The sequence below is a fragment of the Sphingobium sp. B11D3B genome (assembly GCF_025961735.1).
GTDB lineage: Bacteria > Pseudomonadota > Alphaproteobacteria > Sphingomonadales > Sphingomonadaceae > Sphingobium.
In genome coordinates this window covers 2350001-2366615 of the sequence record NZ_JAOQOF010000001.1, presented here as the reverse complement: position 1 = coordinate 2366615, position 16615 = coordinate 2350001, and the positions used below count along the sequence as shown (strand labels likewise).

General features: G+C 65.4%; 18 protein-coding genes. 16 read left to right on the top strand and 2 right to left on the bottom strand.

Annotation, left to right across the window (positions count from 1 at the left end):
- The first annotated feature begins 25 nt into the window (after positions 1–25).
- The 11 genes from M2333_RS11145 (at position 26) to M2333_RS11095 (ending at position 9794) form a co-directional block, all read left to right on the top strand.
- Positions 26–367, top strand: coding sequence for an ArsR/SmtB family transcription factor (locus tag M2333_RS11145; RefSeq protein WP_264611789.1), 342 nt, complete (start codon positions 26–28; stop codon positions 365–367).
- A 281-nt stretch (positions 368–648) separates the two neighbouring features.
- A complete protein-coding gene (gene thrS / locus M2333_RS11140; protein ID WP_264611788.1) occupies positions 649–2655 on the top strand; it encodes a threonine--tRNA ligase in 2007 nt (668 codons plus the stop codon).
- 40 nt (positions 2656–2695) lie between these two features.
- Positions 2696–3139, top strand: coding sequence for an acetyltransferase (locus tag M2333_RS11135; protein ID WP_264584216.1), 444 nt, complete (start codon positions 2696–2698; stop codon positions 3137–3139).
- A gap of 223 nt (positions 3140–3362) precedes the next feature.
- Positions 3363–3899 carry a translation initiation factor IF-3 gene (gene infC / locus M2333_RS11130; RefSeq protein ID WP_181558636.1) on the top strand — a complete coding sequence of 179 codons (537 nt, stop codon included), beginning with the start codon at positions 3363–3365 and terminating at the stop codon, positions 3897–3899.
- A 125-nt stretch (positions 3900–4024) separates the two neighbouring features.
- Positions 4025–5500: a cysteine--tRNA ligase gene (gene cysS, locus M2333_RS11125; RefSeq protein ID WP_264611787.1), complete on the top strand. Its 1476-nt coding sequence runs from the start codon at positions 4025–4027 to the stop codon at positions 5498–5500.
- Positions 5490–6455 (top strand): NAD(P)-dependent oxidoreductase, encoded by a 966-nt coding sequence (locus M2333_RS11120; protein WP_264611786.1) that lies wholly within the window; start codon positions 5490–5492, stop codon positions 6453–6455. Before cysS ends, M2333_RS11120 begins: the two co-directional genes overlap by 11 nt.
- A 9-nt stretch (positions 6456–6464) precedes the next feature.
- Complete coding sequence (locus M2333_RS11115; RefSeq protein ID WP_264611785.1) at positions 6465–7103, top strand: YoaK family protein; 639 nt, start codon at positions 6465–6467, stop codon at positions 7101–7103.
- 110 nt (positions 7104–7213) lie between these two features.
- Positions 7214–8587 (top strand): class II 3-deoxy-7-phosphoheptulonate synthase, encoded by a 1374-nt coding sequence (locus M2333_RS11110; RefSeq protein ID WP_264611784.1) that lies wholly within the window; start codon positions 7214–7216, stop codon positions 8585–8587.
- Between the two features lie 120 nt (positions 8588–8707).
- The gene (locus M2333_RS11105) at positions 8708–9142 is read left to right on the top strand and encodes an RrF2 family transcriptional regulator (RefSeq protein ID WP_181558641.1); all 435 of its coding nucleotides are present in this window, start codon (positions 8708–8710) and stop codon (positions 9140–9142) included.
- A 32-nt stretch (positions 9143–9174) separates the two neighbouring features.
- Entirely contained in the window at positions 9175–9525 is a 351-nt protein-coding gene (locus M2333_RS11100; RefSeq protein WP_264611783.1) for an arsenate reductase, read from the top strand.
- Positions 9526–9605: 80 nt separating this feature from the next.
- Positions 9606–9794, top strand: a complete 189-nt coding sequence (locus tag M2333_RS11095; RefSeq protein WP_181558643.1) for a YMGG-like glycine zipper-containing protein — start codon at positions 9606–9608, stop codon at positions 9792–9794.
- An 18-nt stretch (positions 9795–9812) separates the two neighbouring features.
- Here M2333_RS11095 and M2333_RS11090 read toward each other — a convergent pair whose 3' ends face one another.
- A complete protein-coding gene (locus tag M2333_RS11090; protein ID WP_264611782.1) occupies positions 9813–10610 on the bottom strand; it encodes an inositol monophosphatase family protein in 798 nt (265 codons plus the stop codon).
- A 114-nt stretch (positions 10611–10724) separates the two neighbouring features.
- Between M2333_RS11090 and M2333_RS11085 the strand changes: the two genes are divergently transcribed.
- The 4 genes from M2333_RS11085 to M2333_RS11070 all read left to right on the top strand — a co-directional run bounded on the left by M2333_RS11085 (position 10725) and on the right by M2333_RS11070 (position 14172).
- A complete protein-coding gene (locus M2333_RS11085; RefSeq protein ID WP_264611781.1) occupies positions 10725–10985 on the top strand; it encodes a hypothetical protein in 261 nt (86 codons plus the stop codon).
- 42 nt (positions 10986–11027) lie between these two features.
- Positions 11028–11837 carry a bifunctional DNA-formamidopyrimidine glycosylase/DNA-(apurinic or apyrimidinic site) lyase gene (mutM, locus tag M2333_RS11080; protein ID WP_264611780.1) on the top strand — a complete coding sequence of 270 codons (810 nt, stop codon included), beginning with the start codon at positions 11028–11030 and terminating at the stop codon, positions 11835–11837.
- A gap of 8 nt (positions 11838–11845) precedes the next feature.
- Positions 11846–12466 (top strand): Pr6Pr family membrane protein, encoded by a 621-nt coding sequence (locus M2333_RS11075; protein ID WP_184117289.1) that lies wholly within the window; start codon positions 11846–11848, stop codon positions 12464–12466.
- A 200-nt stretch (positions 12467–12666) separates the two neighbouring features.
- On the top strand, positions 12667–14172 hold the full coding sequence (locus M2333_RS11070) for a sensor histidine kinase (RefSeq protein WP_264611779.1): 1506 nt from the start codon (positions 12667–12669) through the stop codon (positions 14170–14172).
- 6 nt (positions 14173–14178) lie between these two features.
- Here M2333_RS11070 and M2333_RS11065 read toward each other — a convergent pair whose 3' ends face one another.
- Positions 14179–15969 carry an aminopeptidase P family protein gene (locus tag M2333_RS11065; RefSeq protein WP_264611778.1) on the bottom strand — a complete coding sequence of 597 codons (1791 nt, stop codon included), beginning with the start codon at positions 15967–15969 and terminating at the stop codon, positions 14179–14181.
- Between the two features lie 168 nt (positions 15970–16137).
- On the opposite strand from M2333_RS11065, the gene M2333_RS11060 reads away from it, so the two are divergent.
- Positions 16138–16584, top strand: coding sequence for a PAS domain-containing protein (locus tag M2333_RS11060; RefSeq protein ID WP_181558649.1), 447 nt, complete (start codon positions 16138–16140; stop codon positions 16582–16584).
- Positions 16585–16615: the final 31 nt, after the last annotated feature.

Below are 16615 nucleotides of genomic sequence, written 5' to 3'. Positions count from 1 at the left end.
GACTCATATGTTATAAAAACATAACATGTCAACGCAGGCTGAAATCGCAAAGCCCGAGACGGACAATGAGGATGGCGCCGACGCGCTGTTCAAGGCGCTGGGTCACCGCGCCCGCCGCCGGATGCTCGATGCGCTCAAGGGCGGCCCGCAAACCACCGGGATGCTGTGCGCGCTCCTGCCGGAGCTGGATCGCTGCACGGTCATGCAGCATCTTGGCGTGCTGGAGAGCGCCGGGCTGGTGATCGCCGAGAAGCGTGGGCGCGAGCGCTGGAATCACCTCGATGCACTGCCCATCCACGCGATCCACGAGCGCTGGATCGGCCCTTATGCGGCATATGCGGCGTCGATGCTTGCTCGGCTGCGCTGAATCGACGACGCTGTAAGGGATGCCCGCCAGCAGGTGACAAACCTCCGCGCTCCCCTTATGAAAGCCGCCATGCCTCGTCTGCGCTTCACAGCCGCGACTACGCCCACCACCCGGACTAGCACCGGGGTCGTCGGCACGCGCCTCATCGATTGAAGCGCGCAGGACCGAAGGCCCCATCCCAGCAGCGGATCGGGGCGGTCATGCGCATCCGGCCTGTTCCGCCTCTTCCCAAGTCTTCCGCACTTGCCTAAGCGGCAAGCCGCACAGCAGGAACCAGACCGATGACGCAACAGGTGACAATCACGCTCCCCGATGGCTCGCAGCGCGAGGTTGCGCGCGGCACCACGCCGGCGGAGATCGCCGCCGCGATCGGCCCCGGCCTCGCCAAGGCGGCGCTGGCTGCGCGGGTGGATGGCGAGCTGGTCGACATCACTCGTCCGCTGGAGGCCGATGCGCAGCTGGCGCTGGTGACGGCCAAGGACGAGGCGGACGCGCTTGAGCTGGTCCGCCACGATTATGCGCATATCCTCGCCGAGGCGGTACAGGCGCTGTTCCCCGGCACGCAGATCACCTTCGGTCCCTCCACGGACGATGGCTTCTATTATGACGTCGCGGCGCCGGCGGATCGCGGGCCGTTCACCGAGGAAGACCTGCCCGCCATCGAAGCGAAGATGCGCGAGATCATCGCTGCCGACAAACCGCTGCGCCGCGAGGTCTGGACCCGCGAGCAGCTGGTCGAGCGCTGGACAGGGCAGGGCGAGCGCTTCAAGGCCGAGTGGGCGGCCGAACTGCCCGGCGACGAGGATCTGACTGTCTACTGGTCCGGCAGCGATTGGCTGGACATGTGCCGCGGGCCGCATCTCGCCTCCACCGGCAAGGTCGATCCGCAGGCCTTCAAGCTGACGCGCGTCTCCGGTGCTTATTGGCGCGGCGACCAGAAGAACGCGATGCTCTCGCGCATCTACGGAACCGGCTGGCTCAACAAGAAGCAGCTCGATGCCCATCTGCTCCGGCTGGAGGAAGCCGCCAAGCGCGATCACCGCAAGATCGGGCAGGAGATGGACCTGTTCCACCTCCAGCAGGAAGCGCATGGCAGCGTGTTCTGGCATCCGCAGGGCTTCGTCATCTGGCGCCAGCTGGAGGCCTATATGCGCCGCGCCATCGATGACGCGGGCTACAACGAGGTGAAGACCCCGCAGGTGATGGACGCGCGCCAGTGGGAGCAGTCCGGCCACTGGGGCAAGTATCGCGAGAATATGTTCGTCATCCCGGACGAGGTGCCGAATGTCGAGGACGAAGGCCCGCTGGTGTCGAACGATGCGCAGTGGATGGCGCTCAAGCCGATGAACTGCCCGGCGCATGTCCTCATCTTCCGCCAGGGCATCAAGAGTTATCGCGATCTGCCGCTGCGCATCTACGAGAATGGCTGCTGCCACCGCAACGAGCCGCATGGCGCGCTGCACGGCCTGATGCGCGTGCGCCAGTTCACGCAGGACGATGCGCACATTTTCTGCCGCGAGGACCAGATCGTCGATGAAGTCCGCGCCTTCTGCGCGCTGGCCGACCGCATCTACAAGGACTTCGGCTTTACCTATTCGATCAAGCTTGCGCTGCGCCCGGAGAAGCGTTTCGGCTCGGACGAGATGTGGGATCTGGCCGAGACGGAATTGCGCAACGCCGTCATCGCCGCTGGCCTTGCGACGGACGAGTATGGCTGGGAGGAGCTGCCCGGCGAAGGCGCCTTCTATGCGCCCAAGCTGGAATGGCACCTCACCGATGCCATCGGCCGCACCTGGCAGGTCGGCACCATCCAGTCCGATCGGGTGCTGCCCGAGCGGCTGGACGCGAGCTATGTTGGCGAGAATGGCGCCCGCCACCGCCCGGTGATGCTCCACCGCGCGATCTTTGGCAGCTATGAGCGCTTCATCGGCATCCTCATCGAGCATTATGCCGGCAAGTTCCCGCTGTGGCTGGCGCCGGTGCAGGCGGTGGTCGCGACCATCGTCTCGGATGCGGACGGCTATGCGAGCGAGGTGGTCGAAAAGCTGCGCGCCGCAGGCATCCGCGCCGAGACCGATCTGCGCAACGAAAAGATCAACTACAAGGTGCGCGAGCACAGCCTTGGGCGCGTGCCCAATCTGCTGGTCGTCGGCCGTCGCGAGGCGGAGGAGGGCACCGTCGCTCTGCGCCGCCTCGGCAGCGACGAGCATCAGAAGGTGCTGAGCGTGGAGGAGGTCATCGCGCAACTAGTGGCGGAAGCCACGCCGCCGGATTTGGCCAAACCTTAGCCCCTCCCCTGAAGAGGAGGAGCTAGACGATGAGAAGCCGATGAGCATCCACATCCGCAAGGCGACTCGGGCCGATCTGCCGCGCGCGCTGGCGATCTGGCGGGCAGCGGTCGACGCGACGCATGGCTTTCTCACGCCGGAGGACCGGGTTGAGATCGACCGGATGGTTGAACACGAGCATCTTCCCTCGGTCGACCTGTGGGTCGCGACGGATGCGGCCGGCACCGTCCAGGCCTTTCTCGGCATGGGGAAGGACGAGATCGATTCGCTGTTCGTCGATCCGGCCGTGCATGGTCAGGGCTATGGCAGCGCTCTTGTCGCGCACGCTCTCGCGCTGGTGCCCGGCGCAAAGGTGGACGCCAGCGAGCAGGCGCCTCAGGCCATCGCGTTTTACGAAGCGCGCGGCTTCGTGCGCACGGGGCGCTCAGAGACCGATCCGGCAGGGCGGCCCTATCCGCTCATTCATTTCCGCCATCCGGGCTGAGGGATGCCGCAAGGCCGAGCTCGTTCATCATCGGCCTCGCTGATGATGGCCCTTGCCGTGAGCGGCTTGCGATCCTAAATGCACGGTGCACGCAACTGTGGCCTTCGCGCCGCAGTTCGCCTCGTGTCGCGCTACGGCCTCTTTCCGTTCTCATGGAAAACCGGTAAGGTGCGCATCTCGCATATGTGAATTGGCAACAGGAGAAACTGCTATACGTCCCCCGATGATGCGCCGCCCGATGGCGCCACAGCCCGCGAACGGCCCCCGCTACAATGAATTCATCAGTGTGCCCAAGGTGCGCGTCATTGATGAAGAGGGCGAAAATCTGGGCGTGATGTTCACGCGCGAGGCGATCGAGCAGGCAGCGGACGTCGGTCTGGACCTGGTAGAGGTCTCTCCCAATGCAGACCCGCCGGTCTGCAAGTTCCTGGACATCGGCAAGTATAAGTACGAGGCCCAGAAAAAGGCGAATATCGCCCGCAAGACCCAGAAGACGCAGGAGATCAAGGAGATCAAGATGCGTCCGAACATCGACGATCATGATTATGATACGAAGATGAAGAAGGTCGTCGATTTCATCGGCGAGGGCGACAAGGTGAAGGTCACGCTGCGCTTCCGCGGCCGTGAAATGGCACACCAGCAGCTCGGCATGCAGCTGCTCCAGCGCGTCGCCGAGAACACGGCCGAGATCGCCAAGGTCGAATCCTATCCGCGCCTCGAAGGCCGGCAGATGCTCATGGTGCTCGCGCCCAAGGGCTGAGATTTTCGGTCAAGGGGGCGGTGCCTGCGCCGCCCTCGACCATTGCTATCGCTTTCCCCGTCAGCGCATCCCCGCCTTTCGTGCCCTGTTGACCCGCGCGCTGGCTGCGCTCACATGGGCGCGCCATGATCCAAGCCCCGTCTCTCCAGCTCTTCAACAGTCTTACGCGCCAGCTCGAGCCGTTCGATCCCGTCCACTCCGGCGAGGCGCGGGTCTATAGCTGTGGGCCGACGGTCTATAATTATCCGCACATCGGCAACATGCGCGCTTATGTGTTCGCGGATACGCTGGGGCGCACGCTGAGCTTCAAGGGCTACAAGCTCACCCACGTCATCAACATCACCGATGTCGGCCATCTGACCGACGATGGCGATGCCGGCGAGGACAAGATGGAAAAGATGGCCGCGCAGCAGGCGCAGTCGATCTGGGACATCGCCAGGCACTATACCCAGGCCTATTGGTCGGACGTGGCGGCGCTGAACATACGCCAGCCGGCGCACTGGTCGATTGCCACGGATTTCGTGCCGCAGATGATCGAGTTCGCCAAGAGTATTGCCGACCAGCACTGCTATGAGCTGCCGACCGGGCTCTATTTCGATACCAGCACGGTCGCCGATTATGGCCGCCTTGCGCGTGCCGCGACGGACGAGGGCGAGAGCCGCATCGATCCGGTCGAGGGCAAGCGCCACGCCGCCGATTTCGCGATCTGGCGCAGGACGCCGCCGGGCGAGACGCGGCAGATGGAATGGGACTCGCCCTGGGGCAAAGGGGCGCCGGGCTGGCATCTGGAATGCTCGGTGATGAGCCGCGCGTTGCTGGGCCTGCCGTTCGACATCCACACCGGTGGCATCGATCATCGCGAGATCCATCACCCCAATGAAATCGCCCAAAATCAGGCGATCCAGGGCTATGATGCCGATCACGGCCATCTCGATTGCGCGGCCCATTCCGGCGCACGGCTGTGGATGCACAATAATTTCCTGATCGATCGCACCGGCAAGATGAGCAAATCATCGGGCGAGTTCCTGCGGCTGCAATTGCTCATCGACCGGGGCTATCATCCGCTTGCCTACCGCATGATGTGCCTGCAGGCGCATTATCGCTCGGAGCTGGAGTTCAGCTGGGACAATCTCGGCGCGGCGCTGACCCGGCTCAAGCGCATGCTGATGAGCGCGGCACCCCTGCGCGATGTGGCGGCGGCTGACGCGGTGGCGCATCCCAAGCTGACGCCCTTGCTGGAGCGCTTCGATGCCGCGATCAGCGATGATCTCAACACGCCGGTGGCGCTCACCGTGCTGGACGAGGCGCTGGCGATGAAGAAGGTGCCGGTCGAGGAGAAGCGCGCGCTGGTCGAGGCGATGGAGAGCGTGCTCGGCCTCGGGCTGTTCGCACTGGAGCGGGAAGCACTGCGCCTGCGTCCGAAGACCACGGCCATCGATGAAGGCGCGATCGCGGCGCTGATGGACCGGCGCAAGGCTGCGCGGGCCGACAAGGACTTCGCGGCCTCGGATGCGCTGCGCGACGAACTGCTCGCCGCCGGCGTCGAGGTCATGGACGGCGATCCGCTCGGCTGGGAATGGAGGCTCGATCATGGCGCATAAACCGCTCATCGTTCTGCCGGAAGCGCAGCGGGAGAGGCTGGAAGCCATGCTGGGCGCCGAGCTCGCCGGGCGCGTCATATTGCGTGGCTTCTCCACGGCCGAAGAGGCGATGGCCCTCGCGCCGGAGGCGGAGATTGGCTGGTTCGACGAGTTCGCCGGCAATGTCTACGCCAAGGGTCCGCGCGCGGCGATGAACGCCAAGTGGATTCACACGGTGATCGTGGGCTTCGATGCGTTCCCGATCGAGGACATGCGCGCGCGCGGCCAGATCTTCACCAATGGCGCCGGCCTGATGCCGGACGTGATTGCCGATTATGCCGTCATGGGCGCGCTGGTGCTCGCCAAGCGACTGGACGAGGTCGTGCGCGCCCATGACCGGCAGAACTGGCTGGCGCGACCGCCGGGCAATTTCGAGCTGCTGGGCGCGCGGGCGCTGGTGATCGGCTACGGCGCCATCGGCCGGGAGATCGGCACCCGCCTGCGCGCCTTCGGCGTTCAGGTGACCGGCGTGCGTCGCTTGGCAGACAGTGCCAATGCGGTGATCGGTCCGGATGACTGGCGTCCGCGGCTCGGGGAGTTCGATTTCGTCATCATCGCCGCGCCCAACACCAGCGAGACGCGGGCGATGATCGGCGCCCCGGAACTGGCCGCGATGAAGCCGGGGGCTCGCCTCATCAACATCGCGCGCGGCGATCTGATCGATCAGCCGGCGCTCATCGCCGCGCTGGAATCCGGGCATCTGGGCAGCGCGTTCCTCGATGTCGCGACGCCCGAGCCCTTGCCGCCCGAACACCCGCTGTGGCGCGCGCCGAATGTGCTCGTCACCATGCATCTGGCGGGGCCGAGCCAGACCAGCGCCTTCCAGCGCGGCGCCGAGCGGTTCGCGCGGAACATCCGCCACTATCTGGCCGGCGAGCCCTTGGAGCATGTCGCCGACCTCAATCGGGATTATTAGGCGTTAGCGATGCTGAGGTCCGACGCCCGCCTGCTCAACCTCGCCATCGCGCTCTCCGCGCTGGCCGGTTTCGTGGACGCGCTGGGCTTCCTCACTGCGGGCGGCTTTTTCGTCTCGTTCATGAGTGGTAATTCGACGCGGTTGGCGGTGGGGATCAGCGAGGGCTCCAGCGCCGCGCTGACCGCCGCGGGCCTGATTGCCGGGTTCGTTACGGGCGTCGTGCTGGGCGGACTGGTGGGGCATCGCGCGGGCGCGCATCGCCGTCCGGCCGTGCTCGGCCTGGTGACGGCGCTGCTCCTAATGGCCGCGCTCGCCGCACCCTTTTCCCCCACTCTGGCACTGGCCGCCATGGTCATGGCCATGGGCGCCGAAAATGCCGCGCTCGCTGACAATGGCGAGGTGAAGGTCGGGCTCACCTACATGACCGGCGCGCTCGTCCGGTTGGGTCAGGCGCTCGCCAACCGCCTGACCGGCAAGGATGCGAGCCACTGGCGAGTCGATCTCGGCCTGTGGAGCGGGCTGATGACCGGCGCGATTGCCGGGGCTTTCGCTTATGCCAGGCTGGGCTCTTCGGCGTTGTGGATTGCGGCGGGGCTGGCGATGGTTCTCACAGTTTTGGCCGCACGGTTCGTCCCGGCGCCGCGTTAGGAGCGCCGTGCCCAACCGCCTTGCCTCAAAGCCCTCAAACGCGTAGGGGCTTGCCCCTTGTCCGCCACACCCCATGTTGTGGCGCGAACACGCTTGGAGTCTGGAATATCATGACGGCGAAATGGTCGCCCGCGAGCTGGCGGGATCATGAAGGGTTGCAAATGCCGATCTATCGCGATGCTGCGGCACTCGCGGCAGCCGAGGCGCAGCTTGGGACTTTTCCGCCGCTCGTCTTTGCAGGCGAGGCACGCAACCTCACGGCCGATCTGGCCAAGGTCGCCAATGGCGAGGCGTTCCTGCTGCAAGGCGGGGACTGCGCTGAATCCTTCGCCGAGTTCCACCCGAATAACATCCGCGACACGTTCCGCGTGCTGCTGCAGATGGCGGTGGTGCTCACCTTCGCCAGCAAGCTGCCGGTGGTGAAGGTGGGTCGCATGGCCGGCCAGTTCGCCAAGCCGCGTTCAGCCGGGACCGAGACGATCGATGGTGTCGAGCTGCCGAGCTATCGCGGGGATAATGTGAACGACATCGCGTTCACGGCGGACGGCCGCGAGCCCGATCCGGCGCGCATGATCCGTTCCTACAATCAGTCGGCCGCCACGCTCAACCTGCTGCGCGCTTTCTCGACCGGCGGCTATGCCAGCCTCGACAAGGTGCATGGCTGGATGCTGGATTTCATGGGCCGCAGCCCCTGGGCCCAGAAGTTCAGCGAGATGGCCGATCGCATCGGCGAAGCTCTGGACTTCATGAAGGCCTGCGGTCTCTCGCCGGACACGGTGCCCCAGCTTGGCGGCACCAGCTTCTACACCAGCCACGAGGCGCTGCTGCTGCCTTATGAGCAGGCCCTGACCCGTCAGGATTCGCTCACCGGCCAGTGGTACGACACCAGCGCGCACATGCTGTGGATCGGCGACCGGACGCGCTTCGAAGGCTCGGCCCATGTCGAGTATCTGCGCGGCATCGGCAATCCCATCGGCATGAAGGTCGGGCCGAGCCTGCAGCCCGATGTGCTGCTGCGCCTGCTCGATGCGCTGAACCCGCGCCGCGAGGCAGGGCGGATCACGCTCATCACGCGCTATGGCCATGACAAGATTGAGGGCGCGCTGCCCCCGCTCGTGCGTGCCGTGATGCGCGAAGGGCATCCGGTGGTGTGGTCGTGCGACCCGATGCACGGCAATGTCATCAAGGCGGCCAATGGCTACAAGACGCGCCCGTTCGAGCGCATCCTCGCCGAGGTGCGCGGCTTCTTCGCCGTGCACCGCGCCGAGGGCACCTTCGGCGGCGGCATCCATGCCGAGATGACCGGCCAGAATGTCACCGAATGCACCGGCGGCGCGATCGACATCACCGAGCAGAGCCTCGCGGATCGCTACCACACGCATTGCGACCCGCGCCTCAACGCGGCGCAGAGCCTTGAGCTCGCTTTCCTGCTGGCCGAAATGCTCAACGACGAGCTGGCAGAGCGGCGCAAGCAGGCCGCTTAACAATCGGAAGGGCCGTGGCGCGGGTCACGGCCCGCTCCGGGCACTGAAAAAGAACCGCTATCGAGCGATTGCACGGGCTTGCCCCTTGCGCGGACGGCATTCTCTGCCAAATAGGTTGGTATGCTTTCGCAACGCACGCGATATTCCATCCGCGCTCTCCAGCACCTCGCGCGGCATTATGGTGAGGGGCCGATCCAGCTCACCGATATTGCGGTCGCGCAGAATATTCCCGCCAAATTTCTGACCGTGATCCTGTCCGAACTCAGCCGTGCGGGCCTCGTGGCGACGCGGCGCGGGCGGGAAGGGGGCTATTGGCTGGCGCTGCCACCGATCGACATCCGTTATGGCGACATCTTCCGGCTCACCGATGGCGCGCTGGCGCTCGTGCCCTGTGCCAGCCGCTATGCGCACCAGCCTTGCAAGAACTGCCTGCCGGAAGATGAGTGCGAGCTGCGGCGCATCATGCTCAAGGTCCGCGACGAGACCGCCGCCATCCTCGACCGCCTGACGCTGGCCGACAAATTCGAGGATGCCGAAGTCGGCGCGCCGGCCTGATTGCGGCTGGTCTGTATTCCAAGGAGAGAGCTTTGTCCCTGACCCTGCACGGCATCCCCAATTGCGACACGGTGAAGAAGGCCCGCAAGTGGCTCGACGATCAGGGCATCGCGCATGATTTCCGCGATTATAAGAAGGCCCCGCCGACGCCGGCAGAGCTGACCGATTGGTCAGAGCGGGCGGGGTGGGAGGTGCTGCTCAACCGCGCCGGGACGACCTTTCGCAAACTGCCGGAGGATGCCAGGACCGGGATCGATGAGGCCAAGGCCATCGCGCTGATGGTCGAGCATCCATCCATGATTAAACGCCCGGTGGTGACGGGGGCGAGCGCCTTGCTGGTCGGTTTTAAGCCCGATCAGTGGCAGGCGGTTCTCAAGGCCTAGGCCCGGGCGCCGCAGCGCTCGGGAACGACGCGGAGGCTTTGCGCATTTGTTCAGCAGGAATTTGCTGGAAGGAATGCATCATGAAACTCGTTCTGATCGGCCTCATCACGGCCAGTGCGTTGGCTGTCTCGGGTTGTTCGACCCTGAAGGGCGCCGGCATCGGCGCGGCGGCGGGCGCCGGTACGGCTGCCGTGACCGGTAATGACGTCGGCAAGGGTGCGGCTGTCGGTGGCGCAGCTGGCGCCGTGGTCGGGACGGTCGTGGACTAAAATCGCGGCCCTGGCCCGTCAGTCGTGATGATGGGACAGGGCGCCGATAACATCTTCGAGGCGGGCGGGGTCGCCCATGGCGATGACGTCGCCGGCGCTGGCTTCATGGAGCGGCTCGCCTGACCAGTCGCACATGTGCCCGCCGGCACCCTCGACCACCGGGACGAGCGCTGCGAAGTCGTGGAGTTTGAGGCCGGTTTCGCAGACGATGTCGACATGCCCGCTCGCCAGCAGACCGTAATTATAGCAGTCGCCGCCGTAGATCGGGCCCTGACCCAGTCGGTCGCCGGCAACGGCTGCGGCGAGCGCGAGATAATGTTCGCCATCATGCGCGCTGAACAGATGGGGGCTGGTCGTCGCCAGTTGCGCGCCTTCCAGAGCCCGGCATCGCCGGGTGCGCGCAGGCTTGCCGTTGAACAATGTCGGCCGGCCCATGGCGCCGACCCAACGTTCTCCACTGATTGGCTGATCGATGATGCCCAGGATCGGCCAGCCGTCCTGCATCAAGGCGATCAGCGTCCCGAAGATCGGGCGGCCCGCGATAAAGCTGCGCGTGCCATCGATGGGGTCGAGCACCCACTGGCGTGATGCCCCTTCGCGGACGGTGCCGAATTCCTCGCCGATGATGCCGTCTGCCGGCCGCTGCGTCTCCAACAGGCCGCGCATCGCCAATTCCGCCGCGCGATCGGCTTCCGTTACCGGCGAGGCGTCGGCCTTGGCTTCAATGTCATAAGGCGCGCGGAAAAAGGGGCGGATCGCGGCGCCCGCTGCATCGGCAAGGGCGTTGGCGAGGGTGATGTCATCGGGAAGAGCCATGGCGTTTCGCTAAGGAGAAAGCCGCCGAAGAGCCAGCGGTTTTCGTGCACCTCCCGCGCTAAAGAGACGGCGCTTCGATCCGTTTTTCGAGGGCATGAGCAAAGAGCCCCGACCATGCGCCTGTTGATGTGGGTCCTGACCCTCGGCTTTGCCTTTGGCGCGATGGGGCTGTGGCTGGACGGCGCTTTTCTGGGGGCTCGGCTGGTAGCTCTGGGGCTGGGCACGCTGGCTTTCCTCGCCTGCCCGTTCCTGTGGGCGCGGCCCGATGGGTTGGTGCCCGATGAACTGGCGGTGCCCGGCAAGGCGCGGCTGATGCTGGCGCTGGCGCTGCTCTTCTGCGGGCCGCTGCTCCTGCCCTGGCAACTTTGGCTCTGATGCCTGTTGGCGCCGGCCGCGCCTCGGCCTATGCCTGCAGGAATGCCTGAACTTCCCGAAGTCGAAACCACCGTTGCCGGCCTGCGTCAGGTGCTCGACGGGGCGCAACTCACGCTGGTCGAGCCGCGCCGGGCGGACCTGCGCTTTCCCTTCCCGGTCGATCTGCGCCAGCGGCTCACCGGGGCGCGAATCACCGGGCTGGGCCGGCGCGCCAAATATGGCCTGATCGATACCGATCGCGGCGACACCATGATCTTCCACCTCGGCATGTCCGGACGCTGGCGGATCGACCCGAGCGAAGTGGGCAAGCACGATCATCTGCTGCTGGAAACGGCCAGCCACCGCCTTGCCCTCAATGACCCGCGCCGGTTCGGGTTCGTGCACCTCACACCAACCGATGCGCTGGACGCTTATCCGCCTTTCGCGGCCCTTGGCCCCGAGCCGCTGGGCGATGCGCTGACTGCCGACTATCTGGCGCAGGCACTGGAGGGACGGGCGGCACCGATCAAGGCGATGCTGCTCGATCAGCGGATCATCGCCGGGCTGGGCAATATCTATGTGTGCGAGGCGCTGAACATCGCCCGCATATCGCCCACGCGCGCGGCCGGGTGGATCTCGCGGGCGCGGCTCGCGCGGCTGGTCGAGGCCATTCGCGCGGTGCTGGTGGCCGCCATTGCCGCCGGTGGCTCCACCCTGCGCGACTATGCGCGGCCGGATGGCGAGCTCGGCTATTTCGCCAAGGACTGGCGCGTCTATGGGCGGGAAGGACTGGCCTGCCCCTGCGGGGGCACGGTGAAGCGCCGGGTCGATTCCGGCCGCTCCACTTTTTACTGCCCCACTTGCCAGAGCTAGGCCGAGAGATGCGCTCACCCACCAAGACGCTGTCCATGTCCGCGCGCATCGCGGCGCTGCTTGTCGGCCTCATCGCCTTTGCCGGACTCTCGATCCGCTTTGCCGTCTCTCTGGAGACGACAGGCTCACCCCAGGCGGCGGCGTGGACGATGCTGCGCTTCTTCACGGTGATCGGCAATCTGCTCAGCTGCGTGGTGCTGTTCGGCGTCGCGCTGGGCGCGAAGGCACCGAGTCATCCCCGCCGGCTCGCGGGCGTGATGCTGGCCATGGGGTTGATCGGTATCGTCTATGCAGTGCTGTTGCGCGCGACGGAAAGCCTGAGCGGCCCCGCCGAGACCTCGAACCTCCTGCTCCATTACATCGCCCCGCCTGCGGTGGCGCTCTACTGGCTCGTGTTCGTGCCCAAGGGACGGCTGGTCTATGCGGACACGCTGCGCTGGGCGCTGCTGCCATTGGCTTATCTGGCCTATGCCATCGGGCGCGCGCAGTTCGATGGGCGCTATCCCTATCCCTTTCTCGATGTCTCCCGCCATGGTTGGGCGCAGGTCGGCGTGACCGTGGGCCTCATCGCTTTGGGCTTCATGCTTGTCGGAGCCGTGGTGGTGTGGATCGACCGCCGGTTGGGGTGATTCATGCGGGGTGTCGCCGGCGCATAAGTGATTGAGAAGGCGCCGCCTGTGCCGAAATCGCGCAGATACGGTAAACACCGCATGGACTTCCGCCTTCGCGATACTACATTGGCGCTTCCTCATGACGATGACGCTCCTCACATATTGGCCCTTTTCAAGCGCGCAGCCTTACGTCTGTCGAGGCCGGATCGTGAGCGCCCATGGCGAGCGCTGAGAGCAACCGCGACGCTGTTTCGCCCGAAGAGCGCATCACGCTTGAGGCTTATGAGATCGATGGGCTGTTTGGCGACGAGGAACTGACCCGCATCGTCGAGTTTGCCGGCCAGCTTTGCGACTGCCCCATCGCGCTGGTCAGCCTGGTTGAAGAGCATCGCCAGAGGTTCGTGGCGAAGACCGGGATCGACGCCACCGAGACGCCCAGGAGCATGTCTTTCTGCGCGCACGCGATGCTGGGCCATGATGTCATGGACGTTGGCGACGCGACGCACGACGCTCGTTTTCAGGATAATCCGCTCGTCACCGGCGAACCGCATATTCGCTTTTATGCCGGGGCGCCGCTTGTGTCCAAGAGTGGCGAAGCACTCGGGTCGCTATGTGTCATTTCACCCGAACCGCGCGCTGGCCTGACCGACATTCAACGGCAGGGCCTTACCGTCTTGGCGGAAGCCACGATGCGGCGGCTGGAGGCCCGACGGGTCATGCTGGCGCATCGGGCTTGGGAGAATGCCGCCGAAGCCGATCTGGCGGCAAGCGAGGAGCGCTTCCGGGTGCTCGCCGATGCCATGCCGCAGATGGTCTGGTCCACGCGGGCCGATGGCTATCATGATTATTACAATGCGCGTTGGTACGAATTTACCGGTGCGCAGCTCGGCCGGACCGATGGGACCGGCTGGAACGGCCAGTTCCATCCGGACGATCAGGCCAGGGCGTGGGAGGTGTGGAGCCATTCGCTGGCCACCGGCGATCCCTATGAAATCGAATATCGCCTGCGCCGGTTCGATGGCGAGTATCGCTGGACGCTCGGGCGCGCATTGCCGATCAGGGATGATACCGGCAACATCGTGCGCTGGTTCGGCACCTGCACGGACATTCACGATCAGCGCATCATGCGCGAGCAGAAGGAGCTTCTCTCGCGCGAGCTGGTCCACCGCATCAAGAACATCTTCACCGTCATCGGCTCGCTGCTCTACCTCTCCAGCCGGGGTGTCCCGGAGCTGAAGGGCTTCAGCTCGAAAATGAGCGACCAGATTGCCGCGCTGGGACGGGCCTATGATTATGTGCAGCCGCGCGAGGGCGCGCAGACGCTGACGCTGCAGGGGCTGCTGGGCGAATTGTTCGCCGCCTATAATCTCGAGGGCATCGAGCGCATCCGCATTCGCGGCGACGATGTGCTGCTCGCCGAAACCTATATGACGCCTATCGCCCTCGTGTTTCACGAACTGGCGACCAACGCCGTCAAATATGGTTCGCTCTCCTCGCCGGAAGGGTTTGTGGACCTGATGATCTCAGGATCTTCCGAACAGCTCAGGCTGGAGTGGCAGGAGAGCAAGGGCGAGAGCGCGCCGCCCGGCGATCATCAGGGCTTCGGGTCCGATCTCATCCGGCTGAGCATCGAGCGCCAGTTGCGCGGCACCTTCGTGCGGGAATGGTTGCCGCGCGGCCTCAAGGTCACGACGACCATCCCCTATCGCCTGCAGGCGGCCTGACCCCCGTCAGTCAGCAGTGAGTGGCGCGCAGGCAGCCTGCAGCCATGCCAGTTCCTCACCATCGAGCTGCGGGCCGATGATCGCCAATGTGCGTACGTGATAGGCGTCCACCCAGGCCCGTTCAGCCGGGGTCAGCCCGTCGACGGAGATGAGGGCGCGGTCGATCGGCGTATGGCTCAGCGTCTCGAAGGCATAGAAGGGCCGGTCGTTTTCGCCGGTGCCGCTGTCCACCACCAGCACCAGATTCTCGATGCGGATGCCATATTCGCCGGTCTTGTAATAGCCCGGCTCGTTGGAGAGGATCATGCCGGGTTGCAGCGGTTCGTCTCCACCGCCGAAGGTCGCGATGCGCTGCGGCCCTTCATGCACCGAGAGGAAGCTGCCGACGCCGTGGCCGGTGCCATGGGCATAATCCAGCCCTTCGGCCCACAGGAATTGCCGGGCGAGCACGTCGAGCTGGCTGCCGCGCGTGCCGGCAGGAAAGCGCGCGCAGGCGAGCGCGATATGGCCCTTGAGTACCAGCGTGAAGCGGTGGCGCATCTCCTGCGTGGGCGTGCCGATGGCCATGGTGCGGGTGATATCGGTCGTCCCGTCACGATATTGCCCGCCTGAATCGACCAGCAGAAGTGTGCCGCTTTCGACGGCCCGGTTCGTCGCCTCGCTCGCCTTGTAATGGACGATGGCGCCATTGGGGCCGGAGCCGGAAATCGTGTCGAAGCTCAGGTCCACGAGAGCGCCGGTTTCTTCACGGAATGCCTGCAACCGGTCCGACACGCTGATTTCGGTCTGCCCGCCCTTGGGGCCTTCGATGGACAGCCAGTGGAGGAACTTGACCATCGCCGCGCCGTCCCGCGCCTGCGCGGACTTGTGGCCGGCAATCTCGGTCTGGTTCTTCACGGCCTTGGGCAGAACAGCGGGATCGCGCAGCGGCTTGATCAGGGCGCCGGCCTTGTCCAGCGCCTCGAAGATCGCGGACACAGCGCGGTCGGGGTCGACAGCGACGGCCTTGCCGGCAAGCCCTGCCAGCGCATCGGTGAAAGCGGCTCGGTCCAGGATGTCGACCGAATTGCCGAGATGCGCGCGCACATCGGCATCGATCTTGGCGAGGTCGACGAAGAGCTGCGCCTTGCCGTCCGCATGGAGCAGGGCATAGGCCAGCGCGACCGGCGTATGGGTCACATCCGCGCCGCGAATGTTGAAGGTCCAGGCGATGGAATCGAGCGCGGTGAGGACGGTGGCGTCCACGTCCTGCGCTTTCATCCAGTCCGCCATGTCGGCGCGCTTGGCGGCGCTGCTCTGCCCGGCATGACGCTCATCATGCGGCACGAGGCGGGCCTTGCTGGGATCGGGCCGATCGTCCCACACGGCATCGACGGGATTATGGTCGACCGGCACGAGCATGGCGCCTTTGCCGGCAAGCGAGCGTGTCGCCTCCTCGACCCATCGGCGGGTGTGCAGCCAGGGATCATAGCCGATCCGTCCGCCAGCCGGGGCATGGACCCCGAGCCAGGTGGCGACGCTCATTTGCGGCACGCTCTCGAACTGCCAGTGCGCGCCATCCACCTGATCGCGCACCTGCAAGGTATAGCGCCCATCCGTGAAGATTGCGGCTTCCTCCGGCAGGACCACCGCGCTGCCCGCAGAGCCCAGAAAACCGGTGAGCCAGGCAAGCCGCTGCGCATAGCCGCCGACATATTCGGACAGATGCTCGTCGGTGAGCGGCACGACGAATCCGTCGAGCGACTGGCGGGACAGCTGGGCGCGCAGGGCGCGCAGGCGATCTTCATGGGTAGACATGGACAAGCGTTCCTGTTCGCGCCCGCATTCGTTCATTTTTAAGGGGCGCTCGTTAATCTCTGCCGGACAGCATAAGCGTTTCCAGACGGCTTGCCAGCATTTGCCGCCACTGCTGGCAAACAAGACCGGGAACGCTCATGCGATCAGGACCAGAGCAAAGATCACCCTATGACCACCGGGCAAACGCCTTTTCTCACCCATAGCTGGCCGGTTTACGAGGCAAGCTGGCGCCTGCCGATCATGCCCATGGTGAATCGGGAGGAGAGCGCGCTGGACAATCAGGGCATTGGCCTGTGGAGCTGCCGGCTGACCGACGAAAGCCTGACATGGTCCAGAGCCGTCTACGATCTGTTCGGCATCCCCGTGGAAGAGAAGCTGACACGGTCACTGGCGACATCGATCTATCTGGCGGACTCGCGGGCGGCGATGGAGTCGCTGCGGGCCTATGCGATTCGCCATCGTCGCGGTTTCACCATGGATGCGCGGCTGCGCCGGCCGGATGGCGCCTTGCGCTGGATGCGGCTGACGGCCGTGCCGGTGCTGTGCGAACGACGTGTCGTGCGGCTCACCGGCACCAAGCAGGATGTCACGGCGGAGTATGAGACGCAGATGTGACGGCGGGGCTCCGCTCGCCTCGACAGGCCTG